Source organism: Nocardia sp. NPDC050630, from assembly GCF_044457245.1.
Lineage (GTDB): Bacteria > Actinomycetota > Actinomycetes > Mycobacteriales > Mycobacteriaceae > Nocardia.
Window position 1 is genome coordinate 398,559 of sequence record NZ_JBITGN010000002.1, and the last position, 17,568, is coordinate 416,126.

Genomic DNA, 17,568 nt, shown 5'->3' on the forward strand with positions numbered 1-17,568 from the left:
ACTCGGCGGGGGATCGTCGTCGGTGGTTCAGCGCTTGGCTTGCTTGCGGAAGACCGACATCGACCAGAAGTAGCCGACCAGCCCGAGTCCGACGCACCAGGCAATCGAGATGATGCCGTTATTGCCGATCTCGGTGCCCATGAGCAGGCCGCGGATGGTTTCGGTGAGCGGGGTGAACGGCTGGTACTCGGCGAACTGACGCATGCCGACCGGCATGGTGTCGGTGCTGACCAGGCCGCTGCCGAGGAACGGCAGCATGATCAGCGGGAAGGGCATATTGCTCGCGCTCTCCGGGCTCGACGCGACCAGTCCCATTCCGACCGCGAGCCAGGTGAGTGCGAAGACGAGCATGGCGAGCAGTCCGAATGCGGCGATCCACTCGACGACATTCGCCGACGGCCGGAACCCGACGAGCACCGCGACACCGACCATGGCCGCGATGCCGAGCAGGGCCTGGATCAATGCGCCGATCACATGTCCGGCGAGTATCGATGACTGCGAAATCGCCATGGTGCGGAAGCGATTCACAATGCCCTTGGTGGTGTCGGTGCAGACCGAGACCGCCACACCCGCGGTCATATACGCCGGGATCATCAGCAGCATGCCAGGGGTCAGGTAGTCGATATAGTTACCGCCGGACGACTTCTCCAGTGCGCCACCGAAAACGAAGTTGAAGGTGAGCAGCAGGATGATCGGCATCAGGATGATGCTGAACGTCATGCTCGGATACCGCTTCGCGTGCAGCATGCTGCGCCGCAACATCGTCTTCGAGTCGGTGAGCGCATATGTCATCGAGCTCATCGCACGGTCTCCTTTTCGGCGGTGGGATGTCCGGTGAGGGTGAGGAATACGTCGTCGAGGGTGGGGGTGTGCACCGAAAGTCCGGCGACCTCGATCTGCTCGTGGTCGAGCCGGTCGAGCACCGCGCGCAACGATTTGACGCCGCCATCGCTGGGGACCGCGAGGGTGAATTCCTCCTCGGCCGCGTCATCGACAACCCGCGCCTCGGGCCCCAATGCCGTCGCGGCGGCAGCGAGTCCGAGCTGATCGGCGAATTCCAGTCGAATATGTCCGCCGGGTATCCGCCGCTTCAATTCGGCGGCCGTGCCCTCGGCGACGATCCGGCCGTGGTCGAGCACCGCGATCCGGTCGGCCAGTTGATCGGCCTCCTCGAGGTACTGGGTGGTGAGGAAGACGGTCACGCTGTAGTCGTCGACCAGCGTGCGGATCATTTCCCAGATCGCCCGCCTACTGCGCGGATCCAGCCCGGTGGTCGGCTCGTCCAGGAAGATGATGCGCGGATCGCCGACCAGCGTCATGGCCAGATCCAGCCGCCGCACCATGCCGCCGGAATAGGTGGCCGCGGTCTTGTCACCGGCCTCGACCAGGTCGAAACGCTCCAGCAGCTCGGCCGCGAGGCGCTTGCTCTCGCGACGCGGCAGATGATGCAGATCGCCCATCAGGACGAGGTTTTCGCGACCGGTCAGCAATTCGTCGACTGCGGAGAACTGGCCGGTGACGCCGATCGCGGTGCGCACGGCATCGGGTTCGGTGACCAGATCACGGCCGTCCACGCGGACCTCACCCGCATCGGGGCGCAGCAGCGTGGTGAGGATCTGCACGGTGGTGGTCTTGCCGGCACCGTTCGGGCCGAGCAGGGAATAGATCGTGCCCTCCTGGACCGTGATGTCGATGCCGTCGAGCACCGTGTGCTCACCGAACGATTTACGCACGCCCTGCGCCGAAATGGCGGGCGTGCGATGACCATTGGTCATGGCCTTCCTTTCCAGAATTTTTCATAAAAGAATGCGAATGGCAGCATGAGTTACCCGCACCGCGCCCATAGTCCGGTGCGGCATTATCGAAGGTGGTATTCGGTTGGTATCGAGTTCGGCTAGATGTCGAGTTCCTCGACCGGCGGGCGGTCGGCGATCTGAGCCACCCGCTCATAGAGCTTGTCCGGAATCTTCCCCTTCAGTTCGCCGAGCGAATCGACGATCTCGAAAATGAAGTCGCCCCAGTCCTGGTCACCGACGCCGAGCATGCGCCGCCAGTTCGTCAGATCCTTGACCCAGTTGGTGCTCTGCGGGTATTCGTCCCAGTTCGAGTACTGGGCGTGCATGACGAATTTGCCCTTCCGACTGCGATACACCCGGACGTGTTCCATGCGCTCTTCGTTCACGTCGCGGTGCTCGCCGAGCAGCGCGCCGGAGAAGCGAACCTGGCGCACACCGTTGTGGCCGACCCGCAGCACCACCTCGTCGTAGCCCTCCAGCCTGCCCTCTTCCAGCTCGATGAACCGCCGCAGCGCGGTGGTCACCGCCCCCGAAAGATTGCCGCCGACCAGCTCCTGCGCACGCTGGAACAGAGGCAGATCGTCATCGGCAACGTAGATCGTCTTGTTGGGCATGAACTCACTATACGTAGATGTATACGTACACGCAAGCTGTGTCTGCTCACAAGAATCTCCCGAGCGCGTTGTGCGCGAAGTACATCGTGCGCGAGGTATTGAACCGTTGAGCAGTCCAACTCGTAGTTCACGTGTACGCGATGTGTGATCGCGCCCGTGCTTCGCCTCAGGCGCACGGCCGGTCACTGCGAGAGGAGAACCGATGCCGAGCAGAGTCGTAGATTATCTGGTTCGAGCGGTTTCGACCCTGGGGGTACGGCACATCTTCGGTGTCGACGGCGCGAATATCGAGGATCTATACGACGCGCTCTTCGATGCGCCCGACGACGTCGCGGGCATCGTCGCCAAGCACGAATTTTCGGCCGCGACCATGGCCGACGGCTATGCCCGCTCGACCGGCGGACTCGGTGTCGTCGCCGCCACCTCCGGCGGGGGCGCGATGAATCTCGTTGCCGGGCTCGCCGAATCGTTCTCGTCCCGAGTGCCGGTCTTGGCGCTGGTCGGGCAGCCGCCGACCGCGCAGGAGGGCAATGGCGCATTCCAGGACTCCAGTGGGCTCGCGGGCACCATCGATGCGGCACGGATGTTCGGCGAGATCACCCAGTACTGCGCACGGGTGGACAGCGCCGCTGATCTACCCGACAAGTTGTCCAGGGCGGTCGACGCCGCCCGACGCGGCGGACCAGCGGTCCTGCTACTGCCGAAGGACGTGCAGCAGAGCGATATCGGTGATGTCCCACCATTCCGATCGGCCCCACAGCCGCATCGACGCGATGAGAGCGGCCTGGCCCGGCTACGCGCGGCGCTGACCGCGGCTCGCACGGTCGGCAAGATCGTGATCATCGCGGGCGACCAGGTCGCGCGCGACGATGCCCGCGCCGAACTCGCTCGGCTGGCACGCACATTGGATGCGTCGGTAGGTGTCGCCCCGGATGCCAAGGACACCTACGACAATGCCGATCCTGCCTTCTGCGGTGTGGCCGGGAGCATGGGACATCCCGAGCTGTCGGCGGCACTGCGCTCGGCCACGCTGTGCCTGATCGTCGGCACACCGATGCCGATTACCGCGCGCACCGGGTTGGACGAACTGTTGGCCGACCGCACCGTCGCGCATATCGGTGTCGCCGCGCCGCATCTGTCCGCGGTCCACACCACCAGTACGGATCTCGCGCGGGATCTCGCCGAACTCGCGGATGACCTCGCCGACGGCGTCGAAGACTCGAGTCATCCGTATCCTCCGCACGAACTGACACCTTTGCGGGTGCCCGAGTCGACCGGTCCGGGCCTGCGTTATCGCGAATTGGTCGAGACGATCGAGGCGTTATTGCCCGAGGGCACCGATGTTTTCGCCGATGCGGGCAATACCGGGGCCGCGGTGGTGCACCATTTGCGAGTGCCGCGCGGCGGGCGATTCGTGGTCGCGCTCGGCATGGGTGGGATGGGCTATGCGTTCGGCGCCGCAATAGGTTCGGCGTTCGCACGGCATCGCGGACCATCCGGAATCAGACACACGATCGTCGTCGCGGGTGACGGCGCTTTCTACATGCACGGCATGGAATTGCACACCGCGATCGAACATCAGCTGCCGGTCGTCTTCATTGTGCTCAACAACAACGCACACGCCATGTGCGTCACGCGCGAACAGCTCTATTACCGAGACCGCTACAGCTTCAACCGGTTTCGGCCGAGCAACCTGGGCGCGGGCATCGATGCCATGTTCCCTGAACTGTCCGCCTACTCCGTCCGTACTACCGCAGAGCTGGCCATCGCACTGGGGCGATGCGTCGAATCCGACGGGCCGGCGTTCATCTCGATCGACGTCGACCCCGACGAAGTTCCACCCTTCATCCCGTTTCTCGCGACATTGGAGAACAAGCAGTGACCACAAGCGGCCTCCCTGCCCTCAGCGACATTCCGGAAGACGTAGTCCCCGGTGTGCTGCGGATCGAGAACTCCGATAAGGACGCAACCACACCGATCATCATGGACATGCTGCGATCGGTGTATCCGCACGACCAGATCTTCGGCGAATTCTGTCCGGTACAGGCATATATCGCCGCGCCGCCGGATGAGGTGTGGGAATACCTGGCCGATACCCGCAGCCTGGAGGAGTGGACTTACAGTCTGCGCGGGTTCGTCGAGACCGAGGAACCGGGTCTGTGGCTGGCCTGGGACCGGCTGGGCCCGGGGACCAAGATTTTCACCCGCACCGTCGCGCACCGCGAGAGTATGACCGTCGACTACCACTGCGCCTGGGATCAGAGTCAGCACCTGTGGATGATCTACCTGCTGCGGGTGATCGATGCCCAGGTGGTGTTCAACAAGCCGGGTTCGGTGGTGCTGTGGGTGAACTGCCGTCACCCGTTCTACGACGAAAACCCCTATCCCGAAACGGCTCCCGAGAAGCGGCCGGTGTGGGTGGGCGACTTCTGGGAGATGTTCTCCGCCGGGCACCAGCTGGAAATGGATAACCTCAAGGCGATCTGCGAATACCGTGCGGCAAACGGTCTTCCGATCAAACCCGACTGGATGAAGTGAGGCCGCACCATGAACTTCTTCAATCCGGAAGCCCCTGGACTGCCGACAGTCAGCCTTGTCGATGTGGCGAGCTATCTGCCGGGTGAACCGGTCGGCACCGAGTACTTCACCCAGTACAGCCGATCCGACCGGATGGCCAAGAACGTCATGTTCCGCTCGCCCAAGGCGCGCCACCATGTGGCCAGGGACGAGACCGCGGTGGATATGGTCGAGCGCGCCGTCGCGCCGCTGATCGAACGCCATGGCGCACAGACGATCACCGACATCGATGTGCTGATCACACACACCCAGCTGCCGGACAATCCGGTGATGGGCTGCGGACCCGAGGTGGCCCGTCGCCTCGGGATGAAACCCGGCTTCGTCTACGACGTGCACAATGGCGGCTGTGCGGCCTTCGTGCACATGATGGCCATGGCCAGGATGGTCCTGCAAACCACCGACGCCCGCACCGCGCTCATCGCGGCCACCCAGAACTGCGCGGGCCCGGTGTTCACCCAGACCGAAATCCGCAAGCTCGCCCAGGCCCCGGTACCCGGTGACGCCTGCGGTGTCGGACTGCTCGTCAAGGATGATTCCGCGCCGATCCTGGATATCGAATGCCGCACCTATCCCGAATTCGCCGGGGATATGGAGTTCTCGACCAATGGCGAGCGCAAGTATTGGGAGCCGGGCGAGGGCGAGGGCTGCGTCAGCTTCACCGAATCGAAGATCACCAAGGTGTTCGCACGCGGCAATCGGCTGGTGCCGGAGGTGGCATTGGCGGTGTGCGATCGGATCGGGGTGAAGGGCCGCGATATCGACACCTTCGTCACCAATCAGCCGAACCGGCTGTTCCTGCGCAACTGGCACGACGCACTGGAATTGCCGCCGGAGCGGCACCCGGACACCTTCGACCAGTGCGGAAATCTGTTCGCCGCGGGCATTCCGGTCACACTAGATACCGAGAATCGGGCGGGTCGGCTGCACAACGGCTCGGTGGTGCTGTTGTCGGCATTCGCGCACGCCGGTGATTTCGCCGGTGCCGCGGCCGTGCGCTGGGGTGCGGCCGGATGAGCATGCGGGTGGCCGATGAATCTCGGCCCTCGCAACAGCACCGAAGTCAGCGGACGCAGGCGCGGTTCGATCTCAGCCTGAGCGAAAATCCGTTTCCGCCATTGCCTTCGGTACTCGTCGCGGTGAACAGCGTACTGGCGCAGGCCAATCGCTATCCGGAATTCCTGCCGCGTCGGCTGCCGAGGTTGATCGCGGGGCGCGTCGGGGTGCATTCGGATCAGGTGGTCGTCGGTTCCGGTGCGACCGGGGTGGCCATGCAGATCATCCGGGCACTGACCAAGCCTGGCGATGGAATCGTCTACGGGGCACCGACTTTCGACGGTTATCCGATCATGGCGGAGATGGCCGATCTCGAGGTCGTCCCGGTGCCGCTGGATGCCGCGGGCAATCAGGATCTCTGGGCGATGACGAAGGCCATCGACCGGCGGACCGGTTTGGTGGTGGTCTGCCGTCCGCACAATCCGACCGGCACCATGATCGCGGCCAGCGAGCTGAAGGCGTTCCTGTGCTCGGTGCCGCGGCGGGTTCCGGTCATCCTGGACGAGGCGTATGCCGAATTCCTCGGCCCCACCGATCAGGTCGACACCATCGCGCTGCTGAATCGGCACCCGAACCTGCTGGTCCTGCGCACTTTTTCGAAGGCATACGGACTGGCTGGACTGCGCATCGGCTACACCTTCGGGCGCAGCGAGTTGGTCAGCCGCGTCCGCAGACTGCAACTGCCATTCGGAGTGAGTTCGGCGGCGGTGGCCGCGGTCGCCGCGTCCTACGCCGCCGAACCCGAATTGGCCGCGCGCATTTTGCGCATCACCACCGCGCGAGAGACCCTGCGCAGTGCGTTGCTACGCCGACACATCGCCGTGCCCCGCAGCTACGCCAACTTCCTGTACCTGCCGGGCCCCGGCGTAGCAACGGCGCTGCGCCGAGCCGGCATCGCGGCCAAGGCTTACCCCGATGGCAGCGCCCGCATCGCCGTCGGAGACGCCGACGCAGACAACGCGGTCCTGAAGGCACTGGAATCACTGCGCTAGGTGGGGTTGGAGCGGCGGCGTTCGCGGAACCTGTTCCGATGCGTCGTCGCCCCGCCCGATGCCTGAAGCATCCAGTTATGGCGATGAACTCGCGATTCGAAGACGACCGAAAGCTCAGCGCGGAAGTGTTCGAGGTGATGCCGGCCCGCACCACCGAACGACACGCCGAATTGCTGGACCGGCTCGATTGATCCGATACCTGCCGGTCCACGAACTTCTCGGGCTCGCGGTGGTTCGATGAGATGGTCATGCGGTGGCGGGAGTTTCAGGTGAATGCGGCACCAGCGCACGGGACCGCGAGTCGCGTGCTGTTCCGATTCACGCTGGGTCGGCGCGAGGTCGTTGTTCGCCAGACTGTCATCGAGCCCGGTGGGACCAGCGGCTGGCACTACCACGACGGCACGCTCTTCGTTCTGGTTGCCCGGGGCACCCTCGACCACCCCGGTGGCGACTGTGACCCGGTCACCTACCGGCGCGGTCGAATCTTCCGGGAGCCCAGCGGCCCGTCCTATCCCCATGTGGCCCGCAATCTCGGGACGACACCGGTGACCCTGTTCGTGCTGTACCTGAACCCGGTCGGCAGCCCGCTGTCACGTCACATAGACCCACCCACGTGTGCGACGGCTAGCCGCTTCCCGACGTAGCAGCGGCGTTCCCAGGACCGGTACGGTATCGGCCGCGCCGACGCCCAAGCCGTGGTATCTGACAGGTATCATGCAGGTTATGGCGATGACCTTGCGACTCGATGATGACGACGACCGCATGCTGACCGAGGAAGCCGCGCGCACCGGCCGCTCCAAGCAAGAGATCGCGAAGGAAGCGATACATCTGCATCTCACCGCGAATCAGGAAGTGTTCGAGGCGATGCTGGCCCGCACCATGAACCGGCACGCCGAATTGCTGGAACGGCTCGCGTGATCCGATATCTGACGGTCCACGAACTCCTACTGATCGCGCGGGCCGTGAACCGCGGTACCGATGCGATTCGGGATTACGGATTGCTCGCCTCTGCCGCCGCACGTCCGTCCACCACGGTGTTCGGCGTCGATCCGTATCCGGAATTGTTCGAAAAGGCCGCGGCATTGCTGCATTCGCTTGCTCGCAATCATGCCCTGATCGACGGCAACAAACGCACCGCGTTCCTGGCGGCGGCCCTCATGCTCGAACGTAACGGAGTCATGCTGGCTGCCCTCCCGGACGAACAGGAGCCGATCATGATCGCCGTCGCAGTCGGGGACATGGACGTGCCCGACATCGCCGAGCACCTCCGGAAATGGGCCGAATAGCGACGCACACGACGTCGCGACGGAGTCTGGTCGCGACCGCGTGTCAGTTGGTCGGGGCGCAGGCGTCGCGCAACGAGCACGCACCGCAGGAAGAACCGCAGCCGCCGATCTCTTGGGCGGGAACCAACGACTCGACCGCGCGAGCTGCGGCATTCGCGCCCGCGCCGAGGGTGAACAGCGCCACGGTGGCTGTCACCACCGCCACGATCAAAGCCGGGAAGCCGCCTGCGGCGAGGGCGACGAGACCGCCCGCGAAGAGCAGTGCGCCCGCGGCCACGGAGGTGGGAGCGGCGACGCGGTTGGCGATGCGGAAGGTTTCCTCGTCGTGCAGTGCCGCCTCGGTATGCACCCCGACGAATCGGTTGCGTGGCAGCCGCCCGGTCAGTCCGAGCACGCCGGTTGCGATGGCGACCATGGCCAGCACGAACAGGGCGAGAGCGACGACGAACACGCAACGAGGCTAGCGCACCGCCGCGACGCCGAATCCAGCCCGGCCCGATTTTCGGTGCATGAGCCCGGACGTTCTACCCTGATAGGCACATCTTGACGGGGATCGGCGAGAAAAAGAAGGCAGGACCGTGGCGGACACTCGTGCAACCGAAAGCGATGTACCGGAGCACAGGTACAGCGCTGGTCTCGCCGGCCGCATCGAGCGCCGGTGGCAGCGGACCTGGGATGAGCGCGGCACCTTCCACGCGCCGAACCCGGTTGGCCCGCTCGCGGGTGCGACCCCGGCGGACAAGTTGTTCGTCCAGGACATGTTCCCGTACCCGTCCGGCGCGGGTCTGCACGTCGGGCATCCGCTGGGCTACATCGCCACCGACGTCTTCGCGCGCTATCACCGGATGCACGGCCGCAATGTGCTGCACGCGCTCGGCTATGACGCATTCGGTCTGCCCGCCGAACAATACGCGGTGCAGACCGGCGCGCATCCGCGCCAGACCACTGAATCGAATATCGCCACCATGCAGCGTCAGCTGGACCGGTTGGGCCTCGGCCACGACCGTCGGCGCTCGTTCGCGACCACCGATCCGGAGTACTACAAGTGGACGCAGTGGATCTTCTTGCGCATTTACAACGCTTGGTACGACCAGGATTGCGAACGCGCCCGCCCGATCGCGCAACTGCGGGCACAGTTCGATTCGGGTGAGCGCCCGACGCCCGACGGCCGCGCTTGGCAGGATCTGACCGCGGCCGAACGCGCCGAGGTGCTGGACTCGTATCGCCTTGTGTACCAAACCGATTCGGTGGTCAACTGGTGTCCGGGTCTGGGCACGGTGCTGTCCAATGAAGAGGTCACCGCCGACGGTCGCAGTGAGCGCGGCAACTTCCCGGTCTTCCGGAAGCGGCTGTGGCAGTGGATGATGCGCATCACCGCCTACTCCGACCGGCTGGTCGACGATCTGGACCGTCTGGACTGGCCGGAAAACGTCAAGGCCATGCAGCGCAACTGGATCGGACGATCCCGCGGCGCACAGGTGAAATTCGACGCCGACGGTCAGCGGATCGAGGTCTTCACGACCCGGCCGGACACGCTGTTCGGCTCCACGTATGTGGTGCTGGCTCCCGAGCACGAGCTGGTAGACCGGCTGACCGCGGATGCCTGGCCCACGGGCGTCGATCCACGCTGGACCTTCGAGGACGCCGGTGACCCTCGGGAAGCCGTTGCCGGATACCGCAAGGCGATCGCGGCCAAATCGGATCTGGAACGTCAGGAGAACAAGGAGAAGTCCGGCGTCTTCTTGGGCTCCTATGCGACGAACCCGGTGAACGGTGCGCAGGTGCCGATCTTCATCGCCGACTACGTGTTGGCCGGTTACGGCACCGGCGCGATCATGGCGGTGCCCGGACATGACCAACGCGACTGGGAATTCGCCTCGGTCTTCGGTTTGCCGATCGTGGAAGTCATTTCCGGCGGGGATATTTCGGTTGCGGCCTACACCGGTGACGGCGCGCTGGTGAACTCCGATTATCTGAACGGGCTGTCCGTCGAGGAGGCCAAGGCCACGGTGATCGCCCGGCTGGAGGCCGACGGCCACGGCACGGGCACGGTCCAGTACAAGCTGCGCGACTGGCTGTTCGCCCGCCAGCGCTACTGGGGTGAGCCGTTCCCGATCGTCTACGACGAGGACGGCGCACCGCACGCACTGCCGGAATCCATGCTGCCGGTCGAACTTCCGGAGCTGGACGATTTCGCACCGGTCACCTTCGATCCGAACGACGCCGACTCCGAACCGTCACCCCCGCTGGCCAAGGCCACCGACTGGGTGAATGTCGAACTGGATCTGGGCGACGGACCCAAGCAGTACCGCCGCGATACCAACGTCATGCCGAACTGGGCGGGCAGCTCCTGGTACCAGCTGCGGTATGCGGACCCGACGAATGCGGACGCGTTCTGCGCCAAGGAGAACGAGCAGTACTGGCTGGGACCGCGCACCGCGGAGCACGGCGTGCACGATCCAGGCGGCGTCGATCTGTACGTCGGTGGTGTCGAACATGCGGTGCTGCACCTGCTGTACTCGCGGTTCTGGCAGAAGGTGCTGTTCGATCTCGGTGATGTGAGCAGTTCCGAGCCGTACCGTCGCCTGTTCAACCAGGGCTACATCCAGGCGCACGCCTACACCGACGCGCGCGGTGCGTATCTGCCCGCCGCCGAGATCATCGAGCGCGACGGCAAGCACTACTTCCCCGATCCCACGACCGGCATCGAGATCGAGGCGTTCCAGGAGTACGGCAAGATCGGCAAGTCGCTGAAGAACGCCATCTCGCCGGACGAGATGTGCGATATGTACGGCGCCGACACCTTCCGCTTCTACGAAATGTCGATGGGTCCGCTGGATACCTCGCGGCCGTGGGCGACCAAGGATGTCGTCGGCGCGCACCGGTTCCTGCAGCGAGTGTGGCGACTGGTCGTCGATGAGGAATCCGGCACGATCCGGGTCACCGATGCGGCGCCGTCGCAGGAGACGCTGCGTCTGCTGCACAAGACGATCGCGGGTGTGGACGACGATTACGCCGCACTGCGCGATAACACCGCGGGCGCCAAGCTGATCGAACTGACCAACCATCTGACCAAGAGCTACCCCGCCGGTGCGCCGCGCGAGGTGGTGGAGCCGCTGGTGCTGATGCTGGCGCCGATGGCACCGCATATCGCCGAGGAACTGTGGGAACGGTTGGGGCACAAGGAATCCCTGGCGCACGGCCCGTTCCCGGTGGCGGATCCGGCACTGCTGGTCGATGAGTCGGTGGAGTACCCGATTCAGGTGAACGGCAAGGTGCGCAGCAGAATTCAGGTGCCCGCCGACGCCGATAACGCGACCATCGAGGCAACCGCGCTGGCCGATGAAAAGATCGCCGCCGCGCTCGCCGGAAATCCGCCGCGCAAGCTGATCGTAGTGCCGGGACGACTCGTCAACATCGTCGCCTAACGCACCTCCCGCGCACGGATTCGCACGCCGCGCACCTCATCGCGCGCCACGCACCGATTCGCCGGGTTATTTCGTTTGTGGCGGACGAAGTCGTGCGCGGCGGCACGGCCGTGGGCGTGGGCGATGATGATTGGCTGCGGGTAGTAGCTATACCGCGATCATTCGGACGCGGTTACCACACAGCCGCCGCATGTCGTCGATATCGGATGTCACCATGGCGACCGGACCGGGTTGGCGCAGGGCCATTTCGGCGACAGTCGCATCTATGGCGTACTTGCGGCCGTGCAGTCCCGCCTGGTTCAGGAGTTCGGCGGCCGCCGCCGCGACGGCCTGGTCCACCGGTCAGAACGGCCGCAGCATGATCTCGGTCGGATGGCCGTCGCGCGGTGTGTCGATGGCCGAGCGCACGGTTCCCGCGACCGTCTCCGGGCTGAGGAATTCCTGCGCGCGATACTCGCGACCCTCACCGGCGATGATCTCGCGCTGCATATCGGTATCGATGCGGCCGGGATGGATCGAGGTGACCCGCAGTGTCGGCTCTTCCAACCGCAGCGCGTCACCGAATGCGCGCAAACCGAACTTGCTCGCCGCATAGGAGGCCCAACCCGCATTCGCCCGCAATCCGGCACCCGAATTGATCAGCACCACATGCCCGTTGGCCGCACGCAGCGCAGGCAGCAGCAGTCTGGTCAGTTCTGCTACAGCAATTACGTTGGCTTCCAAAGTATTTCGCCACTGCTGCACCGAGGAATCGGCGATCGAACCAAGGTCGGCGATACCGGCGTTGTGTACCAATACATCGAGGCGCTGAATCGATGAAACCGCTTCCGCCACTGCGGAATAGTCGGTCAACTCGACCGGCCATCCGGTGGCTCCGGGCAGTTCGCCTAATATCGCGCGCAGCGCCTCGGCCGAGCGGGCGCCGAGCAACAGATCGTGGGTCGATGCCAGTTCGCGAGCGATCGCGGCGCCGAGCCCCCGGCTGGCGCCGGTGATCAGCGCGGTCGGCTTCGGTGTGCTGGTCACGGCGGAGGTCATGGGAGTCACCGTATCGGCCGCCGAAACGGGCCGTAGCGACACCCGCGCGCGCGGCGATGGATGCATAAAGCGAATAAATGGAATTCACGGACGGGGCATGCAGAGTGAGATCCGGCGCACAACAGCTGGCCACCAGGGCGCACCAGGACGAGACACGAGTCACTGAGCGGGCGTACTTGCGAGTGTCATCGCAAAATAGGGGGATGGCACACCCGGGTTTCACCCCAACACAGCTCGCGGCACGCGCCGCCTACCTGCTACGGGGAAATGATCTGGGCACCATGACCAGTGCCGCGCCCCGGCTATATCCGCACATGTGGAGTTGGGACGCCGCCTTCGTCGCGGTGGGTCTCGCCCCGTTGAGCGTCGAGCGCGCGGTCATCGAACTGGACACCTTGCTTTCGGCGCAGTGGAAGAACGGGATGATCCCGCACATCGTCTTCGCCAATGGTGTGGACGGTTACTTTCCCGGCCCGGCCCGCTGGGAGTGCAAGAGGCTGGCCGCCAATGCCCCCGACGGTCCGGACACCTCCGGAATCACCCAGCCTCCGGTGCACGCTATCGCGGTGCAGCGCATCCTCGACCATTCCCGCCGCCACGGTCGCAGCACCAGGGCGGTGGCCGAGGAGTTCCTGAATCGGCGCTGGCCGGATCTGGTGCGCTGGCATCGCTGGCTGGCCCATGCCCGCGATCCCAAGGAGAGCGGACGGATCACGCTGTATCACGGCTGGGAATCCGGGATGGACAACTCGCCGCGCTGGGATCGAGCCTATGCGAATGTGGTGCCCGGCGACCTGCCGCCGTATGAGCGTGAGGATCTGCTGGTCGTCTCCGATCCCTCGCAGCGGCCGAGCGATCGCGAATACGACCGCTACCTGTGGCTGGTCGAGCAGATGCGCCGCGCCGGATACGACGATTACCAGCTCGCATCGACCATGAGCTTCGCGGTGGAGGATGTCTTCGTCACGGCCATCTTCGCGCTCGCGTGTGAGGTTCTCGCCAATATCGGCGAGGAGTACAAGCAGCCCCATGCCGACGTCCGCGAACTGTATTCGTGGGCGGAGCGCTTCCGCGCGGGAGTGGTCGCGACCACCGATGCCCGCACTGGTGCGGCCAGGGATTTCGACGTGCGGCTCGAGCGCTGGATCAATACCGAAACCCTCTCGATGTTCGCTCCACTGCTGTGCGGCGGCCTGCCCCGCGATACCGAACGCAGCCTGTTGCGCCTGTTCGAGGGCCCGCGCTTCTGTGGCCACCCGGATCTGCGCTATGCCCTGCCGCCGTCCACCTCGCCGGTCTCCAAGGACTTCCGCTCCCGCGAATACTGGCGGGGCCCGGTCTGGCCGGTGATGAGCTGGCTGTTCTCCTGGGTCTTCGCCCGCCGTGGCTGGGCCGAACGCTCCTTCATGCTGCGCGCCGAAGGTCTGCGCCAAGCCAGCGACGGCAGCTTCGCCGAATACTACGAACCCTTCACCGGCGAACCCCTGGGCAGCATGCAGCAGTCCTGGACCGCCGCCTCGGTCTTGGACTGGCTCGGCTGACGCATCCCGCTGATATGGGCACCAAGCCGAACAACGGGTGAATAGTGCGCAACTGTCACAGATGTAACTCTGGTCACATTGCATAGTTATCGCTATCGTCGAAAAGCATGGATAGCACTCGTTGGAGATCCACTCGCGCTGTGGCGTTGTCCGCGATAACGGCGGGCAGCATCCTGATGGCTACCTCGGCGGGCACTTCGGTGGCCGAGCCGAGCGGGCCCGACGTGTCGTCGTGGCAGCATGTCGACGGCCGGTTCATCGACTGGTTCGCAGTACGTGCGGCAGGTCACGCTTTCGCCATGGTGAAGGCGACGGAGGGCGTGAATTACATCAATCCCTATTTCGTGCCGGACAGCCTGCTGATGCGGGCGGCGGGGGTCGCGCGTGGGACGTATCACTACGCACGACCGAACCTGCCGCCCGAGCCGCAGGCGGCGCTGTACGCGACGGTCGTGCTCGGACAGAACGGGCCGCTGGATCTGCCGCCGGTGCTGGATCTGGAGAATGCGGGCGGACTCGATCCGGCCAGGCTGATCGACTGGACGCATCGGTATCTGAATACCGTGCGGGCACTGACCGGACGGGTGCCGATCATCTACACCTATCCGAATTTCTGGAAGACGGCCATGGCGAATACGAATGAATTCACCAGATATCCGCTCTGGATCGCCGACTATCGCGGCAACGAACAACCCGAAGTACCCGGCGGCTGGCCGACCTGGACGTTCTGGCAGACCACCGACAGCGGCCGCATTCCCGGTATCGCGGGCGGCACCGATGTCAACCTGTACAGCGGCGCCCAAGGTGATTTCGCGCGCTACGCCAATATGGGCTGAACAGCACGAAACCGCTACTCCCTGCAGGTTCGAGTAGCGGTTTCGTGTACTGCGCGGAGGGATCGACTAGGTGCCGATTCGCCCGCCGCCCTTCTTCCACACCGAGACAACGGCGGGCCTGGGCAGACTAGCGCCACCATCGGGCCAATGCGAGGCGGGCTTTTCCGCGGTCGCGTCATCGCGCTCGCCCGGATGCTGGACGCACACGGTGACCCGCTGCTCCGATACGGTCGGACCACAGGTCTCCGCACCGAACGGGACGGTGAGGAACTGTTTGGTCGCACCGCGATGCGGCCCGTCGAGCACCACTGAGAACAGTCCGTCATTGGCGCCGTTGGCGCGTGAGGCATCGGTGGAGATCCACAGATTGCCGTAATCGTCGAAGGCAAGATTATCCGGTGCCGCGATCGGGCTGACCTTGGCCTTGTCGAAACCGGCGAAGTAGGTGTCGGTGGTCTTCGGATCACCGCACAGCATGAGGATATTCCAGGTGAATGTGGTGCCCGCATGATCGTCGTCGAGTTCGAGCACCTGCCCGAATTTATTGATATTGCGGGGATTCGCCTCGTCGATGGCGGGCTTGCCCGGCGCGCCGCGCTGCTCGTTGTAGGTCAGCGCGACATAGACCTTGCCGGACTTGGGATTCGCCTCGAAATCCTCGGGGCGGTCCATCTTGGTAGCGCCGACCTTATCGGCGGCCAACCGGGTGAATACCGAAACCTCTTCGGCGGTGAAGCCGTCCACCTTCGAGGTGGCCTTGCCGTCTTCACCGGTGACCAGCAGCGGAATCCATTGGCCGGTACCGGTGAAGCCCTTATCCGAGGGCACTGTGCCATTGCCGTCGATCTTGTCGGGGTGATCGCCGGTGAATTTCGCGACGTACAGCGTGCCCGCGTCCAGAATCGTCAGGTTGTGCCGCATGCTCGCCTGGCCGTTGCCGGACTGCACCTTTCGCGACGAGACGAACTTGTACATGTAGTCGAAGCGCTCGTCATCACCCATATAGGTGACGACGGTGCCGTCCTCGGCGACATGAATGGTCGCCGCCTCGTGCTTGAACCGGCCGAGCGCGGTGTGCTTGATCGGCGCGGCCGAGGCATCCCACGGATTCACCTCGATGACCCAGCCGAATCGGTTGGCCTCATTGGGTTCCTTCGCCAGATCGAAGCGCGCCTCGTGCCGCTCCCATTTGCGCTCGGAAGCACCGTTCGGAAAGCCGTAGCGCTTGAGTCTCGCCTTGGTGGCCTCGTCGGTGACCTTATCGCCGTTGGCGAAGTACTGGTTGATGTTTTCTTCACCGGAAAGCACTGTGCCCCATGGGGTGAGGCCGCCCGAGCAGTTGTTCAGGGTGCCGAGCACCTTGGCACCGGACGAGTCGGCGCTCGTCTTCAGGAAGGCGCTGCCTGCGGCGGGACCGGTGACCTTGAATTCGGTGGTGCCGGTAATGCGACGGTTGTACTTGCCGAATTCCGGTGTCAGCTTGCCGGTTCCGGATTCGCCCTTGACCTGAACCACCGAAAGACCGTGCGCGGCAATGGCGGTCTGGTAATGCTCGAGTGCGGGCTCTTCCTTGTTGTAGCCCTTGAACATCTGCGGTTCGGTGGTGTACTCGTGATTCACCACCAGCAGGTAGGTATTCGCCTGGCCTTCGATGGGCAGGATCGCGGCGAAGTCGTTGTTGAAGCCGAACTGCTTGGCCTGCGCGGCCGCGGACTGGGCGTTCGCGTCGAACTCAGGCGCGTCGGCGAATAGCGGATCACCCCAGCGGATCACGACATTGTGTTCGTAACCCACCGGAATGACCAGTGCGTCATCGGAGTTCGCCGCGACCGGTTCGAAGTTGGTGCCCACCGGCACACCGTCGACCAGGGAGCCGCCCGCCGCCAATTCGACCTTGTCGTCATCACCACAGGCTGCGAGCGCACCGGCCGCGCCGACCGCGACCACGACCCCCGCACCGCCCTTCAACATGCCACGCCGCGTCAGTGCGGCACGCACCATATCGCCGAAGTATTCGTTCTCGGAGGTGTTCGGCACCTCGTGGAAGCAGGCGTTACCGCATTTGTACTGACAGGTGATGGCTGAGCGCTTCGGCTGGCCGTCCCGCTTCACGAACAGGGCGAGGGGCTTCGATGTCACGACGAACTCCTGACTTTTGCTGACGGGCGCACGCTAAGCCGCTCAGGCAATCCGCAGGAGACAGTCAGATGAACGTCCGACCAATTAGGCCACCCTCATATGCGAAACGACTGGAAAGCGCGCCTCCGCTATCCGCGTACTGACCGGGCATTACCCGCTTTTACCTGGTTAAATAGCCGTCATTTCGCCCTAGTCGCATATCGCGCTACTCATGCGCAACTCTCCTTCCAGGAGGAGTATCGGTACTAGCGACATGAGTGCCGATTCA

The 17,568-nt window shown here is 64.4% G+C and carries 17 protein-coding genes; 10 read left to right on the plus strand and 7 right to left on the minus strand.

Translation table 11 applies throughout. The annotated features are described in order from the left end of the window. Positions 1-27: 27 nt before the first annotated feature. The 3 genes from ACIBG0_RS09240 to ACIBG0_RS09250 form a co-directional block, all read right to left on the minus strand. Complete coding sequence (locus tag ACIBG0_RS09240) at positions 28-801, minus strand: ABC transporter permease (protein WP_397030805.1); 774 nt, start codon at positions 799-801, stop codon at positions 28-30. Further along, positions 798-1,775, minus strand: a complete 978-nt coding sequence (locus ACIBG0_RS09245) for an ATP-binding cassette domain-containing protein (protein ID WP_397030806.1) — start codon at positions 1,773-1,775, stop codon at positions 798-800. The genes ACIBG0_RS09240 and ACIBG0_RS09245 overlap by 4 nt, the downstream gene beginning before the upstream one ends. A gap of 119 nt (positions 1,776-1,894) precedes the next feature. Then, complete coding sequence (locus ACIBG0_RS09250) at positions 1,895-2,410, minus strand: EXLDI protein (protein WP_040697293.1); 516 nt, start codon at positions 2,408-2,410, stop codon at positions 1,895-1,897. Positions 2,411-2,612: 202 nt separating this feature from the next. On the opposite strand from ACIBG0_RS09250, the gene ACIBG0_RS09255 reads away from it, so the two are divergent. The 7 genes from ACIBG0_RS09255 to ACIBG0_RS09285 all read left to right on the plus strand — a co-directional run bounded on the left by ACIBG0_RS09255 (position 2,613) and on the right by ACIBG0_RS09285 (position 8,318). Beyond that, entirely contained in the window at positions 2,613-4,292 is a 1,680-nt protein-coding gene (locus tag ACIBG0_RS09255; protein WP_397030808.1) for a thiamine pyrophosphate-binding protein, read from the plus strand. Continuing rightward, positions 4,289-4,948 carry an SRPBCC family protein gene (locus ACIBG0_RS09260; RefSeq protein WP_397030810.1) on the plus strand — a complete coding sequence of 220 codons (660 nt, stop codon included), beginning with the start codon at positions 4,289-4,291 and terminating at the stop codon, positions 4,946-4,948. Before ACIBG0_RS09255 ends, ACIBG0_RS09260 begins: the two co-directional genes overlap by 4 nt. Positions 4,949-4,957: 9 nt before the next feature. After that, a complete protein-coding gene (locus ACIBG0_RS09265) occupies positions 4,958-6,001 on the plus strand; it encodes a 3-oxoacyl-ACP synthase III family protein (protein WP_397030812.1) in 1,044 nt (347 codons plus the stop codon). Then, positions 5,998-7,032, plus strand: coding sequence for an aminotransferase class I/II-fold pyridoxal phosphate-dependent enzyme (locus tag ACIBG0_RS09270; protein WP_397030814.1), 1,035 nt, complete (start codon positions 5,998-6,000; stop codon positions 7,030-7,032). The genes ACIBG0_RS09265 and ACIBG0_RS09270 overlap by 4 nt, the downstream gene beginning before the upstream one ends. A 248-nt stretch (positions 7,033-7,280) precedes the next feature. Continuing rightward, entirely contained in the window at positions 7,281-7,676 is a 396-nt protein-coding gene (locus ACIBG0_RS09275; RefSeq protein WP_397030816.1) for a cupin domain-containing protein, read from the plus strand. Positions 7,677-7,755: 79 nt separating this feature from the next. After that, positions 7,756-7,950 carry a ribbon-helix-helix protein, CopG family gene (locus ACIBG0_RS09280; protein ID WP_397030818.1) on the plus strand — a complete coding sequence of 65 codons (195 nt, stop codon included), beginning with the start codon at positions 7,756-7,758 and terminating at the stop codon, positions 7,948-7,950. Continuing rightward, positions 7,947-8,318, plus strand: a complete 372-nt coding sequence (locus ACIBG0_RS09285; RefSeq protein WP_397030819.1) for a type II toxin-antitoxin system death-on-curing family toxin — start codon at positions 7,947-7,949, stop codon at positions 8,316-8,318. The genes ACIBG0_RS09280 and ACIBG0_RS09285 overlap by 4 nt, the downstream gene beginning before the upstream one ends. 43 nt (positions 8,319-8,361) lie before the next feature. Here ACIBG0_RS09285 and ACIBG0_RS09290 read toward each other — a convergent pair whose 3' ends face one another. Then, positions 8,362-8,769, minus strand: coding sequence for an SdpI family protein (locus ACIBG0_RS09290; RefSeq protein WP_397030821.1), 408 nt, complete (start codon positions 8,767-8,769; stop codon positions 8,362-8,364). A 127-nt stretch (positions 8,770-8,896) separates the two neighbouring features. On the opposite strand from ACIBG0_RS09290, the gene leuS reads away from it, so the two are divergent. Continuing rightward, a complete protein-coding gene (gene leuS / locus ACIBG0_RS09295) occupies positions 8,897-11,746 on the plus strand; it encodes a leucine--tRNA ligase (protein ID WP_397030823.1) in 2,850 nt (949 codons plus the stop codon). 147 nt (positions 11,747-11,893) lie between these two features. Here leuS and ACIBG0_RS09300 read toward each other — a convergent pair whose 3' ends face one another. Together ACIBG0_RS09300 and ACIBG0_RS09305 are read right to left on the minus strand one after the other, a co-directional pair. Further along, positions 11,894-12,085, minus strand: a complete 192-nt coding sequence (locus tag ACIBG0_RS09300) for a hypothetical protein (protein ID WP_397030825.1) — start codon at positions 12,083-12,085, stop codon at positions 11,894-11,896. A 3-nt stretch (positions 12,086-12,088) separates the two neighbouring features. Continuing rightward, a complete protein-coding gene (locus ACIBG0_RS09305; RefSeq protein ID WP_397030826.1) occupies positions 12,089-12,784 on the minus strand; it encodes an SDR family oxidoreductase in 696 nt (231 codons plus the stop codon). 203 nt (positions 12,785-12,987) lie between these two features. Between ACIBG0_RS09305 and ACIBG0_RS09310 the strand changes: the two genes are divergently transcribed. Continuing rightward, positions 12,988-14,325 carry an MGH1-like glycoside hydrolase domain-containing protein gene (locus ACIBG0_RS09310; protein WP_397030828.1) on the plus strand — a complete coding sequence of 446 codons (1,338 nt, stop codon included), beginning with the start codon at positions 12,988-12,990 and terminating at the stop codon, positions 14,323-14,325. Between the two features lie 176 nt (positions 14,326-14,501). Continuing rightward, the gene (locus ACIBG0_RS09315; RefSeq protein ID WP_397031217.1) at positions 14,502-15,161 is read left to right on the plus strand and encodes a glycoside hydrolase family 25 protein; all 660 of its coding nucleotides are present in this window, start codon (positions 14,502-14,504) and stop codon (positions 15,159-15,161) included. Between the two features lie 66 nt (positions 15,162-15,227). Here the strand turns inward: ACIBG0_RS09315 and ACIBG0_RS09320 are convergent, their stop codons facing one another. Next, positions 15,228-17,300, minus strand: a complete 2,073-nt coding sequence (locus ACIBG0_RS09320; RefSeq protein ID WP_397030830.1) for a PhoX family protein — start codon at positions 17,298-17,300, stop codon at positions 15,228-15,230. Between the last annotated feature and the right edge of the window lie 268 nt (positions 17,301-17,568).

Bases quoted from the DNA above. Each gene is read 5' to 3' on its own strand.
- ACIBG0_RS09240 (WP_397030805.1), bottom strand. From the start codon at position 801: ATGAGCTCGATGACATATGCGCTCACCGACTCGAAGACGATGTTGCGG.
- ACIBG0_RS09245 (WP_397030806.1), bottom strand. From the start codon at position 1,775: ATGACCAATGGTCATCGCACGCCCGCCATTTCGGCGCAGGGCGTGCGT.
- ACIBG0_RS09250 (WP_040697293.1), bottom strand. From the start codon at position 2,410: ATGCCCAACAAGACGATCTACGTTGCCGATGACGATCTGCCTCTGTTC.
- ACIBG0_RS09255 (WP_397030808.1), top strand. From the start codon at position 2,613: ATGCCGAGCAGAGTCGTAGATTATCTGGTTCGAGCGGTTTCGACCCTG.
- ACIBG0_RS09265 (WP_397030812.1), top strand. From the start codon at position 4,958: ATGAACTTCTTCAATCCGGAAGCCCCTGGACTGCCGACAGTCAGCCTT.
- ACIBG0_RS09270 (WP_397030814.1), top strand. From the start codon at position 5,998: ATGAGCATGCGGGTGGCCGATGAATCTCGGCCCTCGCAACAGCACCGA.
- ACIBG0_RS09275 (WP_397030816.1), top strand. From the start codon at position 7,281: ATGCGGTGGCGGGAGTTTCAGGTGAATGCGGCACCAGCGCACGGGACC.
- ACIBG0_RS09280 (WP_397030818.1), top strand. From the start codon at position 7,756: ATGGCGATGACCTTGCGACTCGATGATGACGACGACCGCATGCTGACC.
- ACIBG0_RS09305 (WP_397030826.1), bottom strand. From the start codon at position 12,784: ATGACCTCCGCCGTGACCAGCACACCGAAGCCGACCGCGCTGATCACC.
- ACIBG0_RS09310 (WP_397030828.1), top strand. From the start codon at position 12,988: ATGGCACACCCGGGTTTCACCCCAACACAGCTCGCGGCACGCGCCGCC.
- ACIBG0_RS09315 (WP_397031217.1), top strand. From the start codon at position 14,502: ATGGCTACCTCGGCGGGCACTTCGGTGGCCGAGCCGAGCGGGCCCGAC.